Here is a 14747-nt window from a genome sequence, read left to right as displayed (position 1 = left end):
CGCTTGCTCTGCTTTTTCTTTCTCGCCCACGCCAAACTCGCAAACGTTGTCTGCTCCCCCACGCTCTTTCCTCCCGCCTCACCTTGTCGGTCTTTCTGCTCTTCGTTATTAGACGACTTGCTAGATGACTTGTTCAGAGATTCCTTAAATGCACGGGCGTCAAAGTTTGGCGCGGCGCCGCGGGCACGGGAGCCGATGCCGTTGGCGAAAAAAATATTCAACGAGAAGACGGTTTTTATTCCCAAGGAATTGCAACGCCACTGCGACCAGACGTATGGACATAATCGGCACTGATGGACGGTTCGCTGGCTTGCACCCGCCGGGGATTGATGTTGGGAGCTAGGGTAAGATGATCAGTCTCAACCGGGAGAGTTTTTCTGTGAGGAGAATTCCCCGCACTAAATTTATTATCACGAGCGAATGTGAGGGATCTGAGATAGATTTCTCCCGGCGGTCGAAATGACAACGAATCCGAACTTGGCGTCTTTGCGCCTTGGCGAGAGGAAATTCCGAGTCCGAGGGTCTTCGACTTCCGGGACATTTGCGCGAGCCGCGCAAACTATCACTTGTAGTACGAAGATCACGAAGGATTCGAATGATTGAAATTCCAAACTTCGTGGTCTTCGTGGTAAAGACTTCTTCACATTAAACCCAGAAGAACTCTATTTGTTGAAGAATGCTTTCCTGAATTCTTCTCGTTTGTCGGTGTAGCCTTTTTGGTCAAAGTCGTCCATTTCGACGGGTTGGATCTTATTCGCGTCAGGCAGCAGTTGCGGGATGCCCTTCATGGTAACGAACTCGCCCGACTTGGCGAGAAGCTTCATGCCCTCGGCGGTGAGGAAGTAGTCGATGAATGCTTTGCCGGCGCTCGGATGCGGCGCTTTATTGCCGAGCGCCAAGTATTGTCCCGTGCTGAGCATCTTGCTCATCCTGACGTAATCCACCGGCGCGCCGGTTTCGGCGAAGGTGACCACGTAACGTACTAGGCTAATGGCGATGGGCGTTTCGCCTGTAGAAACCCGTTCGGCCGACGGGGCGAAGGACTCCACCAAGATCGGTTTGGTCGCGCCGAGATCGCGAATGAACTTATCGGCCTTTTCTTTTCCCATGATCTTATACAGGCTCCCCAGCCACTGCATGGTTGTGGTGTGCTGCGTCGGGTCCGGCATCACGACCTTACCGCGATACTTGGGGTTGAGCAGGTCTTCGAGGGATTTCGGCGCGTCGGCGGCGCTGATCGCCGATTTATTGTAGATGATGCCGATCGGCGTGTGCCGATAGGCCGGGCCGAGTTGCGGATCGATCTCGTCCTTGGGAAAGCCGGCGGCGGAAGGCGAGATGTATTTGGCTAAAATATTTTCCTTGCGCATGATTTCGATGGTGCCGCTGTTGCTGACCATGATGTCAAAAATGGCTTTGCCGGCGCGCATCTCAGTCAATGCTCGTTCCATCGCCTTGGTGGCCGAGGCGCGGAAGTATTCCACTTTGATCCCGGTCTTTTTTTCAAAGGCTTCGATGATGGGATCGATGGCGGTGTTTTCCAAGGAGCCGTAAGCGACCGCTTTTCCGCCTTCCTTCTTTGCCGCTTCGATGAGTTTCGCGTCCTGGGCGAAGGCGTGTGAGGAAACTATCAGAGCGGCGACTAACATCATGGCTGATCGGCGAATCATTGGTAGTTCTCCTGGGAAAGATTATTCACCACGAAGGACACGAAGGTTTGGAAAATATAATATTCCGAACTTCGTGCTCTTCGTGTCCTTCGTGGTGAATGTGAATCCTCTTCTTGGGGGCATAGTTACTTATAAACGAATCAAGTTCAGTGCATTGTCTTCGAGAATCATTTTTTTCTGCTTCGGTGAAATGTCCGGCCGCTCGCGGATACCGCTGACGGTTTTCGGAAATGTCGAGTCGAAGTGCGGATAATCCGTCGCCATGACGACGTGGGTCTCGCCGACTTCGGCGAGCGCCAGGGGCAGCCACTTCTCGTCCGATTCGCAGCTGATGTAACAATTGCGCTTGACGTATTCCGACGGCAGCATGCTCAACTGCGGGCACATGCCGGCGTCCTTGATGACTTCGTAGTCGTCGTCCATGCGATGCATCCAGTAGACCAAGAATTCCGCGGTGACTTCGAAGAAGACGACTTTCAAGCGCGGATATTTTTCAAACACGCCGCCGAGCACCATGGCGACCAGCGGCGCGACGCAATTCAACGGCCGGCCGAGGATGTGCATGGGAAAAAAGTGGGTCTGCCGGTTGATCAAGGTGCCCGCGGCGCCGAGCGTGCTCGGATGGCAGAACAGCGGGATGTCGAGTTCCTGCGCCGCTTCATAGAACGGAAAGAACGCCGGATCTTCCATCTGTTTGTCGTCGGTGTAGCTGACCAGATGGGCCGCCTTGGAGCCGAATTCTTTCACGCAGCGGCGCAGTTCGCCGGCCATCGCTTCCGGACAGCCGGCTGGCATCATCGCCACTGGAAATAGTTTGTCGCGGTAGCCGGCGACCAGTTTGTGCGTCCAGTTGTTATAACTGCGCGCCACCACCGCGCCCAGCTCGCCGGGATTCTGCGACGGAATATCGATCGAGGTCGGGAACATCAACTGCACGTCGACGCCTTCGCGGGCGTTGTCTTTCATCCGATAGTCCATGTCGTAGCCGCCCTGCTGCCAGCGCATGACTTCATTGCCGCGTTGGTTGGCTTCGGGGTTATAAAAAGTCTGATGGGTCACCGGCTTCTTGAAATTCGCGTTCGCCACCGGATCTTCCATCGGCGATAGGTTGTGCTCGAACTTCGAGTAGAAAAACTTGCCGTCGCCGATCCGTTTGGGCGAGTACTTCGCGTAGGGCTCGGGCAGCTGATAAATTTCGTCGAGCAGCCAGCCGTCGCGCAAATGGGAGTCTAAATCGATAATTGCCATGGAATGTCCTCCTGAATTTTCAAATTTGGTAGCACGCTGAACGGAAATCGCGCCGTTCTTCGAACGCTATTACAGGAACTGGCGCGGCGTCAAGCAGATCGCGGGTGGGGGGGATTCGGATTCGAAAATTTTACCGCAAAAAGCGCAAAGGGCGCAAAATGGGAAGCGGGTTTGTGGGGGGAATGGCATTCGTCCGGGTCGCGTGAGAGGGCAAGGCACGCCTTGCCCCTACAGATTCCGTTTTTGGTCTTCTTGTGAACGTGGATTTCTTTGCAACAAATTAGTTCAGCTGCCGACACTGACGACGCGGTAACCGAGCGCGGCCATCTCCGCGACAAATCCTGATGGCAAACGTCCGTCAAAGCGGAAGATCGTCATGTCGCGGCAGCGCAGACGGTTTTCGTGGAAAGCCATCATACTGAGTATATCGACGCGATTCTTGCGGCAAAAATTCAACACGACGGGAACCGGACTGTCGTTGAAATCGGGTTCGATAAAAATCCGCGTGCCGCCGCTCTTGGCCGCGGTCATGCTGATGAACGCTTCGAATAAATCAGGTTCGGTGATGATGCCGATCATCTGAGTGTCACGCAGCACCGGCAGCGAGCCGATCCGATTGCTACGCAGCAAGCGGGCGGCTTCTTCGATCGGACAGTCCGGGGTTACGGTAATGACTTTCTTGGTCATGACGCTCGACACCGGTTTGGGCACCGACTCCTCGCTAACTTCGACCGAGAATGGGTTGAGATCGTTGGGAAAGCCACGGGCGATGTCGTACTTGGCGACGATGCCTACCATGCGGGCGCCGCTGCGAGTCGGTTCGCACACCGGAAAATGGCGAAGTTTTCGCTGGTTCATTTCCAGCGCGACCGACGAGATCGTATCGTCAGGCCGCACCGTGACCGGGTCCGGGGTCATCCATTTTTCGACGAACATAGATTTTCGATTGGCTTTCGCGTGGCAAAATGTATTTTCAATTGTATCGGCGGCTCGGATGAATTCTTTAACGGCGATTTGCAGCGTGGCGCGAAGTTGGGATAAGTAGCAGAGCAGTTCTAAACGGGAGGCAGAAAAAATGGCGACACGGATCGGCACTTCAGAACTCGGCGGGACATTCTACACACAGGGTCAGGCGTTCGCGGAACTTTATAATCGCGGGCGCGCTGACGCGGATAAGTGCGTCGTCCACACTAGCGACGCCAGCATTCACAACGCCGAGCAGCTCGACGCGGGCGAGTTGGAGTTCGGCTTCATGGCGTCCAATTGGATCGGCCGGGCGAAAAATGCCACCGCGCCGTTCAAAAAAAATATCGCCATCCGCATGGTTGCGCCGGCCAATGCCGGGCCCATGTGTTGGGTTAAACTTGCCGGCACGCCGATCCAATCGGTGGCGGACTTCAAAGGCAAACGCATCGCCGTCGGCGCCAAGGGCAGCGGCATGGAGCAGCATGTGCACACGATCTTCGATGTGCTGGGAATTTCTTTCGACAGCTTCACGCCGGCGTATATGAGTTTCGTCGATGGCGCCGAAGCGCTGGTCGCCGGCAAGATCGACGTGCAGTTTCATCCGCCGATTCCCAATAAAGTCTTGACCGACTTGAGCCAGCGCGCCGACATTCGGGTGATACCGTTCGGCCTGGGCCAGATGGACAAGGTGCTCGCCAACGTGCCGTTCTATCGCCCGGTCAAGGTGGAAAAAAATGCTTTCCGCGGGGTCACGGATGATATTACCCAAGTCGGCGTGATCAACGTCGTCGTTACACATGAACGAATTTCGGAGCAGGTTGTCTACGATATGACGAAAACCATCGTCGATAATTTCGATGCGCTGCCGCGTATGAATCCGCTGTTCAAAGGATTGAAAGATTTGTTTGAACCGCTGCGCGGCCAAGGCGCCGCCGCCTTCGAGTTCGGCGCCGTGCCGCTACATCCGGGCGCGATCAGAGCGTACAAAGAGGCCGGCTATCTGTAGGGGCCGGTCGAGACCGGCCTTGGTTCGGATTCGGAGATTTAACCGCAAAGAACGCAAAGTACGCAAAAAAAGAATCCGAACCTTCGTGCTCTTCGTGTCCTTCGTGGTGAGATCAGCCTTTCGTATCCTACGGCTTCCAGCCGCTCTGGGTGACTTCCGCCTGGGCGTTACGCAGGAAGGAAAAATCGAAGATCTCTTCAGGCGGGATTTCGCGGGTGACGTTGGTGAAGCGCTTGCTGCGTTCGATGACGATGCGCTGTAGCCGTTCAGGGATGGTGCCGTCGCGGGCGATGGTTTTCATGTGGTCGTCGTAGACGCGCGACATTAAGTCGCGATCTTTTTGGCGGGTGAACTCCATCACCGCGGTGATGCTCTCTTGGCGATTGGCCTGATACAAGCGCTGGCCTTTGACCGTGGCGCGCATGAAGCGGCGCACTAAATTACTTTGGCGCGCGAGCCGCTCGTCGGTGGCGACGATGGAGGCTTGGATGTCTTCCAAGTGATCGGCGAATTGAAACAGCGTCGGATAGCCCGCTGCTTGCGCCAGTAGACTCGACGGCGGACTGAGCGACGCCGCGTCGATGCTGCCGGCGCGCAGGGCGACGTAACGCGAGCTGGTCGAGCCCACCGGCACGAAGTTCACGTCCTTCTCGATCTGCAAGCCGAACTTCGCAACACTTCTTTCAACCAGCCGTAGTCTAAACTTCCGACGGTAGACCCGCCGACGCGTTTGCCGCGTAGTTCGGCGACGCTCTTGAATCCCGGCTGGGCCATGAAGCCGCCCGGCGGTTTGTCGTTGAAGACCATGAGGATTTTTAACTTGGCGCCTTGCACCGCGGCGGTGGGATTGCTCGCCGAACCGAACTCGACGCTGTTGCCGATCAACGCACGGGTTCCAGAGAGTCCAGCGATTAAAATAATTTCGACGCCCATGCCTTCTTCAGTGTAATAGCCGCGCTTGTTGGCGAGAACGATGGGAATGTACGATGCGGAAAAATTCGACACCGCGACGCGAACCTTTTCCTGGGCAGCGGCAAAGCAGGTCGGATTAACCAGAAGCCAGGCTAATAGCCAAGTGGCGGCTCTCGTCTTCATGACCGCTTTTGTATAGCAGGGCTTGTTACCGACGCCAATCTTGAGCCGATGTTCATTGACATTGGCGTGACGGCCGTATTATCAGTCATCCATTCGAGGAGGCGCTCAATGAATAGGACGCAATCTCGGCCGGCGGATCGCTGGCCGATCACGAACCAGAATACCGCGCTGATCGTCGTCGACATGCAAAACATCTGGGTACACCCGCGGGGCGCGCGCTATTTGCCGTCGTCGGAGGACATTGTCCCAAAGATTCGTAGGCTGCTGGATTTCTGCCATGGCGAGAAAATTCCCGTCGTCTATCTTCACACCACCAAGCGCAAAGACTTGGCCGACGTCGGGATCTTCGCCGACATCAAGCCGCAGACCCACGACGCGGACGATGAGTGGAGCAACTTCGAGGGCAGTCCGGGAGCGGAGATTTATGAACCGGTGAAGCCAAGCGCGGACGATATTCTCGTCAAGAAATTCCGCTACAGCGGTTTCTACGGCACGCAACTGGAAAACTTGCTGCGCGCCCTCGGGCGCGATACGATCGCGATCGCCGGTGTGGCGACCAATGTCTGCTGCGATAGCACGGCGCGCGATGGCGCGATGCGCGACTTCAAAGTGTTGTTCCTGTCGGACTGCAACGCTTCGTTCTCGCCGCAAGAGCAGGAGGCGACGCTGAGCAATTTCGACAAGCACTTCGGCGTGGTGATGGATTCGCAAAACTTGATCGAGAAATTGTCGGTATAGGATGCCGCGAGAGCGAAGTTCGGAGAATGTCATGAAACGAATTGCAGCGACGTTGATCGCCGTTATGACGATCGGGACAATCGGCCGCGCGGCGATCGGCGGCGAAGCCGGTTACGACGAAACGGCGGTCGCCAACTTTTATCGAGGCAAGACGGTGACGCTTCTCGTCGGCCACTCGGCGGGCGGCGGCTTTGACACCTACGCGCGCGTGCTTTCGCGTCACTTGGGCAAATATATTCCGGGCAACCCGAATATTCTCGTCAACAATATGCCCGGCGCCGGCACGATGATCTCGGCCAACTACACTTACAACCAGGCGCCGAAGGATGGCACTCTGATCAATAGCTTTGACGGCGGCATCGTGCCGTCGCAAATTTATGGCTCGAGGTCGGTGCAGTTCGATCTCGCCAAGTTCAACTACATCGGCGCGCCGGATTTTTTTAAGTATATCATGGTGGTGACCAAGAAGCCGGGCATCAACAAGATGGAAGACTTTATTTCCGGTGGTAAACAAGTTGTGATTGGCGCCGTGCCGAATACCGGGATTCAACATGCCGCCATGCTGATGCGCGAAGTCTTCGGCGCGAACGTGAAAGTCGTCAACGGCTTCAAAGGCACCGCGGAAATTCGGCTGGCGATGAAGTCCGGCGAAGTGGATAGCGTGGTGACCGGCTGGGAATCGCTGCGGGTGACTAATTTTAAAGAGTTCGAAACCGGCGAGTGGCAGATTCTCTCGCAGTGGGTCGAGGAGCCGCTGACTGATTTGCCGCAGAAAAATGTTCCGTCGATCTATCGGTTCGCGCGCAATGAGGACGAAAAGCAGTTGTTTAGAATGGGCCTAATCAAACCGAATAGCTACGCGCGTCCCTACGCGCTGCCGCCGGGTGTGCCGCCGGCACGCGTGCGAGGGTTGGAAGAGGCATTCCATAGAGCGCTACGCGATCCGGAATTTCTCGCCGAGGCCGAGAAAATCAAGTTGTCCCTCGGTCCGATCTCCGGTGCGCAACTGCACGGCATGATCGTCGACGGCCTGTCGATGCCGGCCAAGTTGAAAGAGAAGCTGCGGCCGATGTTGTCGCCGGGGAGTTGAGTCTCGGAGGAAGTAATCACCAAGGGCCTATCGCGGCAAAGCAGCAACCAAAGAAGATTGGCCGCAAAGAACGCAAAGGCCACAAAAGGGATGTAGGGGCGACCGGCTGGTCGCCCTTCGGATCGGCTACATAGAAAGTTTGCGCAAGGCACGAAAATTATCATGGATAGTAGTACGAAGGGCACGAAGGTTTTCGTAGGGTGCGCTTCGCGCACCGGTCATTCTCGGAATATCTCCTGCAAAGACGCCAAGGTCGGATAAGAGCAAGTGAAATGGTTTGAGAACTGTTATTTGTTCTTCCGAACTTAGTGCTTTTGCGTCTCTGCGAGAGGAGTATCCGAATCCGAATCTTCTTTCTATGCGTACTTTGCGTCCCGATCGCCCTGAGTACCGTCGAAGGGTGCGGTTAAACCATCCGATCCTATTCCTGCGGAAACAGTTGGTAGAATTTTTGCGCGGCTTCGGCGCTGCCGCAAATGTAGACGGCGTCGTTGGCGGCGAATTTGAATTCCGCGGGAAATTCCACCAGCAACTCTTCGCCCCGTTCGACGGCGACCACGGTGCAGCCGGTTTGGTCGCGCAGGTCGCTGTGCTTGGGATGAAACTTTTCCAGGCCGCGGGTCGATACTTTGACCACGCGCAGTTCGGGATCGACGGCGACCGATTCTTTGCCGAGCAAGCGCCAGGCGAGTAGCTGCCCCGACACTTGGCTGATCAACAGCGCGAAGTCGGCGCCGGCGGCGTAAATTCTTTCGATGTTTTCGGCGCGGTTGACGCGCGCGATCACCGGCACGTCGGGCGCCAGGTCTTTGACGATGACGGTGCTGAACAAGGTCGTCGAGTCGGCGCTGAGCGCGAGGATCACCGCTTGCACGTTCGCAACTCCGGCTTGTTTGAGAATCTGCGTGTCGACGACGTTGCCGACGAGGTTCACGCCGGGGCCAGGGTGAGCGTCGATGATAAATGTCTCTTCGCCGGCATCGGTCAAAAGCTCGGCGACCTTGCGGCCGACTTCGCCGCCGCCGGCGATTAGAAATGCTCCTTCGCGACGCAGATGGCGGGTGCCGGCGCACAGAGTCATGAAATTCTGAATGCTCGCGTCGTTGCCGAGCAAAATCAAAATGCCACCCGGTTCGAGGCGCATCTCCGGCGCCGGCGGCTGCTGCGCAGTCCAAGCCCCAACGGCGGCACCAGTTGCTCAGTATTTCCAAGGCGGTTGGGTTGTCATCGACGAGTAATGCCCGTTTGCCGTGGAAAGAAACCTTTGCGGTGGCTGCCAGACTCGTGGGCCGCACGGGCGCCAATGCAGACTGAATGGTAAAACGAAATGTCGAGCCTGCACCCGGCGTGCTTTCGACGCCGATGGTGCCGCCCATCATCGTCGCCAGGTTCTTACTAATCGCCAAGCCCAGACCCGTGCCGCCGTAGCGCCGAGCGGTGCTGGCGTCGGCCTGAAAAAACGGTTGAAACAGCTCCTGTTGCTTTTCCGCCGCGATGCCGATGCCGGTGTCGCGCACCGAAAACTCGATCATTGCACCATTCCTGCTGCGGTCACGCCGGGCTACGTGGATGAAGATATCACCGGTGGCGGTGAACTTGATGGCGTTGCCGACCAGATTGACGAGGATCTGGCGCAGCCGCGTGGCGTCGGCGACCAGGCAAGCGGGCACGTCATCGTCGACTTGGTAGAGCAGGTCGAGGTTTTTTTGTTGCGCCGCGGTGCCGACGATGGTGAAAACCTCTTCGATGCAGCGCGCTGGCTCGAAGGGATGCGCTTCCAGTTCCAGGTTGCCCGACTCGATTTTAGAAAAATCTAGAATGTCGTTGATCACGGTGAGTAAACTTTCGCCGCTCAAGCGAATGGTTTCGACATACTCCTGTTGCACCGGGTTGAGGCGCGTACGAAACAGTAAGTCGGTCATGCCGACCACGCCGTTCATCGGCGTGCGAATCTCATGGCTCATGTTGGCGAGGAAATTGGATTTCGCTTGGTGCGCGACCTCGGCCCGCTGGCGCGCCACTTCAAGTTCAGCTTGGCGCAGTTCCGCTTGCGCCAGGTAGCGCCGCTGGAGCGCCTCGCTTTCGGTCAACTCGTCGACGCGCCGTTTGATCTCGGCGGCCATGTCGCGAAAGTCCTCGGTGAGCGCGCCGATATCGTCTTTCCCTGATGAAATTAACTGGACATCGTAGTTGCCGGCGTGAATTTGCCGGCTCGCCGCGGTCAGTTGGGCAAGCGGTTTGGTGAGATAGTAAGCGACCGCGGCTAACAGAAGTGAAAACAGGATCAGCCCGACGCTGCCGAAAGCGATGGTACGGGTCAGCAGATGCGCGCGTGCCTCGTCGATGGCCGTGGCCGCGAGCCCATATTTCAGATGGCCGAGGGGCTGTCCTGCCAAAGTAAGCGGCATGTCGAAATCAAACCGCTTGGTGCCATCGGCGCTGACCGAAGGTTGGGGCGCGGCGGCGTCGGGCATCGGCTCGGCGGGTTGCCAGCCCTCATGGGCCAGCACGCGCCGGGCGTTGTCGTAAACGATTAAATAACTGAACCCCTGCGCGGCGCGGGATTCCCGCAGGATCGCCTGCACGGTGGCGTAGTCGCGTTGCGCCATCGGCCCCGCTAGGGCGGCGTTGAACATCGGTTGGTCTTGTTTAGCGCGGCTCTGAAATTGACCGAGGATATGGCTATCGATGAGATCGACGCTGTTCCAGGTCAACAGAACAATCGCCGTCAGCAGCACCAACTCGCCAGCGAGCACCAGCTTGGTGCGAAAGCTCAGCCGTTGCCACATGAGCCGCTACTTGGCGGCCGCTAGTCCAGCACGGGTCGGAGCGACGAACGGATCGAGGGATTCGAGTTCGCCCCGGCTTACTTCGCGGATGTTGTTGACGCCAGATAGAGAAAAAAACTTCTTACCGTCGGCATCCTGCGGCAGCCGCAGCACTTGCGCCTGGAGCCGGCGTTTTTCCGCGCTGTCGAGTTTGGGGTTAACGATCACGAGAAAGCCCGGCACCTTGGCAATCTCGGTCGCGATCTTTAAAGATTTGCGAACCTCCTCGGCGATTTGGCGGAATTCGCCCATGCTCATCATCGCCATCGGCGCCTCGCCTGAGCGGATCATCGCCCCTAAGCTGTCGTCGTTACTGGCCCGCGCCATTTTAAAGTCGCGTCCCTCTTGCAAGCCTTGCTCGCGCAGCCATTGCAGGCCTCTCAACACCACCAGCGACTGAGGGTTGGCGACCGCCAACGTTTTACCGCGCAACTGCTCCACCGCGGCGCTGCTATTGCCGGCGTCGGTGACCAGAAGCGCTGGAATCGCCGGCTCGTAAATGGCGACGGGTTCCCATTTGCCATCCAGTTGCGCGACCCGTCCCAAGTTGGCCGCGGTGACTACCATATGATAATCGCCGCGCAGGGTCGCCTCATGAAAAAGGCAAAAATCCGGCGCCGTGGCGATCTCGACCTTGCGCTTGAGTTCGCGTTCGAAATAGCTATGCGCCGGCTGATAATTGGCAAAGATCACCCGCGCGCTGACGTTGGGCAACACACCCAAGATAAATGGCGCTTCGTTGATCTGGGCCAAGGCTCCGGTGGCGCTCGCCAGCATTGCTGCCAGCAGGAAGATTAGACTGTTCAGACGGATCGATTTGGTGGTCATGGGTACCTCTTTCCAAAGCCACATTATCGAGTACTGAGAGTGAACTGACAAGGAAAATCATCCGCTTGGAATAACCAATGGAATGACTGGGTAAATTGGCAAAATTGGTTTGCGGTGAATCAGCACGGAAGCGGGGCGGGTCTGCGGCATGGGAGCTAGGGATTATCCCCCAGGTAGCTAAACACATCCGTTGCGGACCCCAAACTGCCAGACGGCTGCCGAGTACGCTGACAGTGGCAAGCTCATGACAACACTACCCAGCAAGCCCGAGCGACAACGCACGGCCTAATAAGTGACGGCAGGGATAGGACAGATAATGCCGCTCACGCGTGGGCGTCGACTCGATGGTGCACAACCTCAGGCTCTTTTTCTTCAAGAGCGAGCATGGCGAAGTTGGCGGCGATCAAGCTGCCGATGCACAGGCCGGCGGCGACGCCGAACACCGTGCAGGCAAGAATCGCTAGGGCATTACCCTCGGCAATGGCATCCATGGCGGCGATCCAGACGATCGGTATAGCGAACAGTGTTCCGGCGACGATGCCTTGGAAAAGATGTCGGTTCATGGTTTCCTCCTAAATGAAAAGATTTATGATTTGTTTATCGTCTATGACGTTCCGCAAGCGGCGGGCCAAGCGCGGGCCAGTGAAACGCCAGGCAAAGCCGGTGATTTTGCCGCACCGCTTCCGAATTTGTAGAATCGGCGGCTGATTTTTTATTGGCTTTGGGAATGTGAAGTAATGCCATTAACAACGGCATCGAACGAAAAAGCTGACGATATGAAGGTTAAGTCCAACCATAACGATCCGGTTTTCGCGGTAGTCAGAAAAATTCTTTTCGCCGCGTTGCTGTTGGGAATGATCGGCAGCGGGGTGGAACTGATCTTGCTCAAGCACACGGAAGAAATCCGCCAGTGGATTCCGCTGGTCCTGCTCGGCGCGGCGGTGCCCGCCATCGTTTGGCACTACTGGCGCGGCGATCGTGTCAGCACGCGGTTTCTGCGCTGGCTGATGGCCGCGTTCATCGCCAGCGGCGCGGTGGGGATTTATTTTCACTTTCAGGGCGCCGCAGAATTCAAACTAGAAGGTAATCCATCGCTGCGCGGTTGGGCGCTGTTTTGGGAAGCGATTCGCGCCAAGGCGCCGCCGCTGTTGGCGCCCGGCGCGATGATTCAGCTGGGCTTGATCGGCTTGGCGTACCTGTATAAATTTCCCCGGCGAGCGCAACAACAAGGAGAATCGTATGCTGCAAAAAAATAGATTCGCGATCCTGCTCATCACGGCCTTGGTGCTGATGGGTAGTTTCGTCGGCTTCGGTCGAAGCCAAGTCGGTACGTCCCAGTTGGTCAATCCCGATTTGGCCAGCGAGAAAGATTTGCTCGCGCTGCCGCATATGAATGCGGCAATTGTCAAAAGTATCTTGGAGCAGCGGCCGTTTCTGCAGATGACGGATTTACACGTGCTGTTGGCGAAGAGTTTGAACAAGGATCAACTGGCCGAGCTTTATACTAGAGTGTTCGTGCAGATCAATCTCAACAGCGCCAGCAACGAAGAAATCCTGCTGATTCCCGGTACCGGCAGCCGCATGGTGCGCGAATTTCGCGAGTATCGGCCGTACAAAAATCTTGGCCAGTTTCGCAAGGAGATCGGTAAGTATGTCGATGGCAAAGAAATCGCCCGTCTGGAACAGTATGTGTTCGTGCCGGTGGCGCTGAATTCCGCCAGCGACGAAGATATTTTGTCGATTCCCGGCGCCGGCAAGCGCATGCTGCGCGAGTTCAAAGAGTACCGGCCTTACGCCAACATCGAACAGTTCCGCAAAGAGATCGGCAAATATGTGGACAAGAAAGAAGTGGCGCGCTTAGAGCGTTACGTAACGCTTAACTGAGCGGCCTCGGGCTTAAGAGAAGATCGGAACTCACCACAGAGATCGCAGAGTAGGGGCCGGTCGTGACCGGCCCTTTCGGATTCGGAGTGTTAACCGCAAAGAACGCAAAAAAGAAATCGGACTTGTAGGGGCAACCCCCGTGGTTGCCCTTCCCACATTTACCGATACAGCGCCTCGATAAAATCTCCCGCCTGCAACTGGCGCACGAAGCGGTCGTCGAAGAATTTATTGGGGTCGAGGTCTTTGGCCTTGGGATTTCGGTCTGTCAGTTCTTCAAGAACTGATCGCACAGCTTCAGCGGTTGGCAGCGGCGTTTTCTGCATGTATTTGGCGATCTGAATATCGTAGGACTCATTGAGCAGGTCCATATCGTTGGTGCGCAAGTACTTCGACAAAACTTTCATGGCGAAGGGCCGGTCGCGTTTCATCAGCGCGATCGCTTCGATCTGCGCCGACAGATAGCGGCGCACCAGATCTGGATCGTCGCGGATGATGTCGCCGCGGGTGGAGACGCCAGTGGAGGCGTAGGGAATGTTGAGCGACGGCAGATGCAGCATCACGCGGTTGCCGAGCTTGACCGCCCGGCTGGTGACCGGATAGCCGAACACGCCGGCCTGCACGCGATTTCCCTGCATGGCGCCGACGATCCAATCGCCGGCGCCGATCTCGACGATGTTCACGTCTCTTCCCGGTTCCAGACCATAATGTTTCGCCGCCAAGCGCGCGCCGCTGTGGAGCGACGTTCCGAAGCGGCTGATGCCGATGCTCTTGCCGCGCAGCTGTTCGGGCTTCTCTATTTCCGGCCGCACCGCCAAGTTCAAAACCAACGTTGCGGTCATGGTCGCGACGATTTTTAAATCGGCGCCGCCAACGGCGGCGCCGGTGGTGGTGCTGCCGGCGATCTGCAGAAAAGAAACCTCGTTGGCGATCAACGCATTGGTGCCTTGGATGCCGCTCGGCGTGGCGATGACTTCGACTTGCAGACCGTATTTTTTGAAGATGCCGGCTTCGTTCGCCGCCCAGGGTGGAACCATGGAGCCGGAGATGGAAGTGATGGCGACGCGAATTTTGCGCAGCGCAGATTGCTCGGCGGCACCGGCCGGTAAACTCGCGCTGAAAGAACTAATGACACCGACCGCTAATAGCAATCGATTGCGCACCATGGCTCACCTCCGTTAAAACTCGCCGATCATTTGCCAGAGATAGCCGATTTACGCGGCGCGGGTCAATTAATTAAATTCTTATTGTTGCAGCAAAGTGATTATGTCAGGGGTTAACGGCAACGTAATTATGTCAGGGTGGAAGGATGACAACCCTGACAATGAAAGACGAGAAACGACTAGACGTAATTCAACGAGTATATCGCAGCGAGATCACCGTGGTTGAGGCCGCAC

The 14747-nt window shown here is 56.7% G+C and carries 15 protein-coding genes and 2 pseudogenes; 6 read left to right on the top strand and 11 right to left on the bottom strand.

Annotation, left to right across the window (positions count from 1 at the left end; genetic code table 11):
- Window positions 1–662 precede the first annotated feature (662 nt).
- The 3 genes from EXR70_22020 to EXR70_22010 form a co-directional block, all read right to left on the bottom strand.
- The gene (locus EXR70_22020; GenBank protein ID MSP41172.1) at window positions 663–1670 is read right to left on the bottom strand and encodes an extracellular solute-binding protein; all 1008 of its coding nucleotides are present in this window, start codon (window positions 1668–1670) and stop codon (window positions 663–665) included.
- Between the two features lie 129 nt (window positions 1671–1799).
- On the bottom strand, window positions 1800–2918 hold the full coding sequence (locus EXR70_22015; GenBank protein ID MSP41171.1) for a hypothetical protein: 1119 nt from the start codon (window positions 2916–2918) through the stop codon (window positions 1800–1802).
- Window positions 2919–3203: 285 nt separating this feature from the next.
- Window positions 3204–3854, bottom strand: coding sequence for a CBS domain-containing protein (locus EXR70_22010; protein MSP41170.1), 651 nt, complete (start codon window positions 3852–3854; stop codon window positions 3204–3206).
- A gap of 139 nt (window positions 3855–3993) precedes the next feature.
- Between EXR70_22010 and EXR70_22005 the strand changes: the two genes are divergently transcribed.
- Entirely contained in the window at window positions 3994–4890 is an 897-nt protein-coding gene (locus EXR70_22005; GenBank protein ID MSP41169.1) for a TAXI family TRAP transporter solute-binding subunit, read from the top strand.
- A gap of 127 nt (window positions 4891–5017) precedes the next feature.
- On the opposite strand, the gene EXR70_22000 is transcribed toward EXR70_22005, so the two are convergent.
- Both EXR70_22000 and EXR70_21995 read right to left on the bottom strand, forming a co-directional pair.
- A complete protein-coding gene (locus tag EXR70_22000) occupies window positions 5018–5650 on the bottom strand; it encodes an ABC transporter substrate-binding protein (GenBank protein MSP41168.1) in 633 nt (210 codons plus the stop codon).
- Window positions 5530–5985, bottom strand: a complete 456-nt coding sequence (locus EXR70_21995) for a hypothetical protein (protein ID MSP41167.1) — start codon at window positions 5983–5985, stop codon at window positions 5530–5532. Before EXR70_21995 ends, EXR70_22000 begins: the two co-directional genes overlap by 121 nt.
- A gap of 48 nt (window positions 5986–6033) precedes the next feature.
- Between EXR70_21995 and EXR70_21990 the strand changes: the two genes are divergently transcribed.
- Both EXR70_21990 and EXR70_21985 read left to right on the top strand, forming a co-directional pair.
- Window positions 6034–6723 (top strand): cysteine hydrolase, encoded by a 690-nt coding sequence (locus EXR70_21990; GenBank protein MSP41166.1) that lies wholly within the window; start codon window positions 6034–6036, stop codon window positions 6721–6723.
- Between the two features lies 1 nt (window position 6724).
- Window positions 6725–7813, top strand: a complete 1089-nt coding sequence (locus tag EXR70_21985) for a hypothetical protein (protein MSP41165.1) — start codon at window positions 6725–6727, stop codon at window positions 7811–7813.
- Between the two features lie 421 nt (window positions 7814–8234).
- Here the strand turns inward: EXR70_21985 and EXR70_21980 are convergent, their stop codons facing one another.
- Entirely contained in the window at window positions 8235–8957 is a 723-nt protein-coding gene (locus EXR70_21980; protein MSP41164.1) for a TrkA family potassium uptake protein, read from the bottom strand.
- A gap of 166 nt (window positions 8958–9123) precedes the next feature.
- Window positions 9124–9723: pseudogene (locus EXR70_21975) on the bottom strand (hybrid sensor histidine kinase/response regulator).
- Window positions 9724–9768: 45 nt separating this feature from the next.
- On the opposite strand from EXR70_21975, the gene EXR70_21970 reads away from it, so the two are divergent.
- Window positions 9769–9981, top strand: coding sequence for a hypothetical protein (locus EXR70_21970; protein MSP41163.1), 213 nt, complete (start codon window positions 9769–9771; stop codon window positions 9979–9981).
- On the opposite strand, the pseudogene EXR70_21965 reads toward EXR70_21970, so the two are convergent.
- From EXR70_21965 to EXR70_21955, 3 genes and pseudogenes are all read right to left on the bottom strand, one after another.
- A pseudogene (locus EXR70_21965) lies at window positions 9919–10602 on the bottom strand (HAMP domain-containing protein). The gene EXR70_21970 and the pseudogene EXR70_21965 overlap by 63 nt on opposite strands.
- Before the next feature lie 6 nt (window positions 10603–10608).
- On the bottom strand, window positions 10609–11493 hold the full coding sequence (locus tag EXR70_21960; GenBank protein MSP41162.1) for a phosphate starvation-inducible protein PhoH: 885 nt from the start codon (window positions 11491–11493) through the stop codon (window positions 10609–10611).
- A 299-nt stretch (window positions 11494–11792) separates the two neighbouring features.
- The gene (locus EXR70_21955; GenBank protein MSP41161.1) at window positions 11793–12032 is read right to left on the bottom strand and encodes a hypothetical protein; all 240 of its coding nucleotides are present in this window, start codon (window positions 12030–12032) and stop codon (window positions 11793–11795) included.
- Window positions 12033–12206: 174 nt separating this feature from the next.
- Between EXR70_21955 and EXR70_21950 the strand changes: the two genes are divergently transcribed.
- On the top strand, window positions 12207–12725 hold the full coding sequence (locus EXR70_21950; protein MSP41160.1) for a hypothetical protein: 519 nt from the start codon (window positions 12207–12209) through the stop codon (window positions 12723–12725).
- Window positions 12709–13353, top strand: coding sequence for a hypothetical protein (locus tag EXR70_21945; protein MSP41159.1), 645 nt, complete (start codon window positions 12709–12711; stop codon window positions 13351–13353). The genes EXR70_21950 and EXR70_21945 overlap by 17 nt, the downstream gene beginning before the upstream one ends.
- 158 nt (window positions 13354–13511) lie before the next feature.
- Here the strand turns inward: EXR70_21945 and EXR70_21940 are convergent, their stop codons facing one another.
- Window positions 13512–14516, bottom strand: a complete 1005-nt coding sequence (locus EXR70_21940) for an ABC transporter substrate-binding protein (protein ID MSP41158.1) — start codon at window positions 14514–14516, stop codon at window positions 13512–13514.
- Between the last annotated feature and the right edge of the window lie 231 nt (window positions 14517–14747).

The organism is Deltaproteobacteria bacterium (assembly GCA_009692615.1).
GTDB lineage: Bacteria > Desulfobacterota > Binatia > UBA9968 > UBA9968 > DP-20.
The sequence above is the reverse complement of the archived record's forward strand: the minus strand, read 5'-3'. Positions and strand labels throughout refer to the sequence as shown.

Excerpts from the sequence above, each read along its gene's own strand:
- EXR70_21980 (MSP41164.1), bottom strand. The coding sequence starts at position 8,957 with ATGCGCCTCGAACCGGGTGGCATTTTGATTTTGCTCGGCAACGACGCG.
- EXR70_21950 (MSP41160.1), top strand. The coding sequence starts at position 12,207 with ATGCCATTAACAACGGCATCGAACGAAAAAGCTGACGATATGAAGGTT.
- EXR70_21940 (MSP41158.1), bottom strand. The coding sequence starts at position 14,516 with ATGGTGCGCAATCGATTGCTATTAGCGGTCGGTGTCATTAGTTCTTTC.
- EXR70_21970 (MSP41163.1), top strand. The coding sequence starts at position 9,769 with ATGGCTCATGTTGGCGAGGAAATTGGATTTCGCTTGGTGCGCGACCTC.
- EXR70_22020 (MSP41172.1), bottom strand. The coding sequence starts at position 1,670 with ATGATTCGCCGATCAGCCATGATGTTAGTCGCCGCTCTGATAGTTTCC.
- EXR70_21955 (MSP41161.1), bottom strand. The coding sequence starts at position 12,032 with ATGAACCGACATCTTTTCCAAGGCATCGTCGCCGGAACACTGTTCGCT.
- EXR70_21945 (MSP41159.1), top strand. The coding sequence starts at position 12,709 with ATGCTGCAAAAAAATAGATTCGCGATCCTGCTCATCACGGCCTTGGTG.
- EXR70_21960 (MSP41162.1), bottom strand. The coding sequence starts at position 11,493 with ATGTGGCTTTGGAAAGAGGTACCCATGACCACCAAATCGATCCGTCTG.
- EXR70_21995 (MSP41167.1), bottom strand. The coding sequence starts at position 5,985 with ATGAAGACGAGAGCCGCCACTTGGCTATTAGCCTGGCTTCTGGTTAAT.
- EXR70_22005 (MSP41169.1), top strand. The coding sequence starts at position 3,994 with ATGGCGACACGGATCGGCACTTCAGAACTCGGCGGGACATTCTACACA.
- EXR70_21990 (MSP41166.1), top strand. The coding sequence starts at position 6,034 with ATGTTCATTGACATTGGCGTGACGGCCGTATTATCAGTCATCCATTCG.
- EXR70_21985 (MSP41165.1), top strand. The coding sequence starts at position 6,725 with ATGCCGCGAGAGCGAAGTTCGGAGAATGTCATGAAACGAATTGCAGCG.
- EXR70_22010 (MSP41170.1), bottom strand. The coding sequence starts at position 3,854 with ATGTTCGTCGAAAAATGGATGACCCCGGACCCGGTCACGGTGCGGCCT.
- EXR70_22015 (MSP41171.1), bottom strand. The coding sequence starts at position 2,918 with ATGGCAATTATCGATTTAGACTCCCATTTGCGCGACGGCTGGCTGCTC.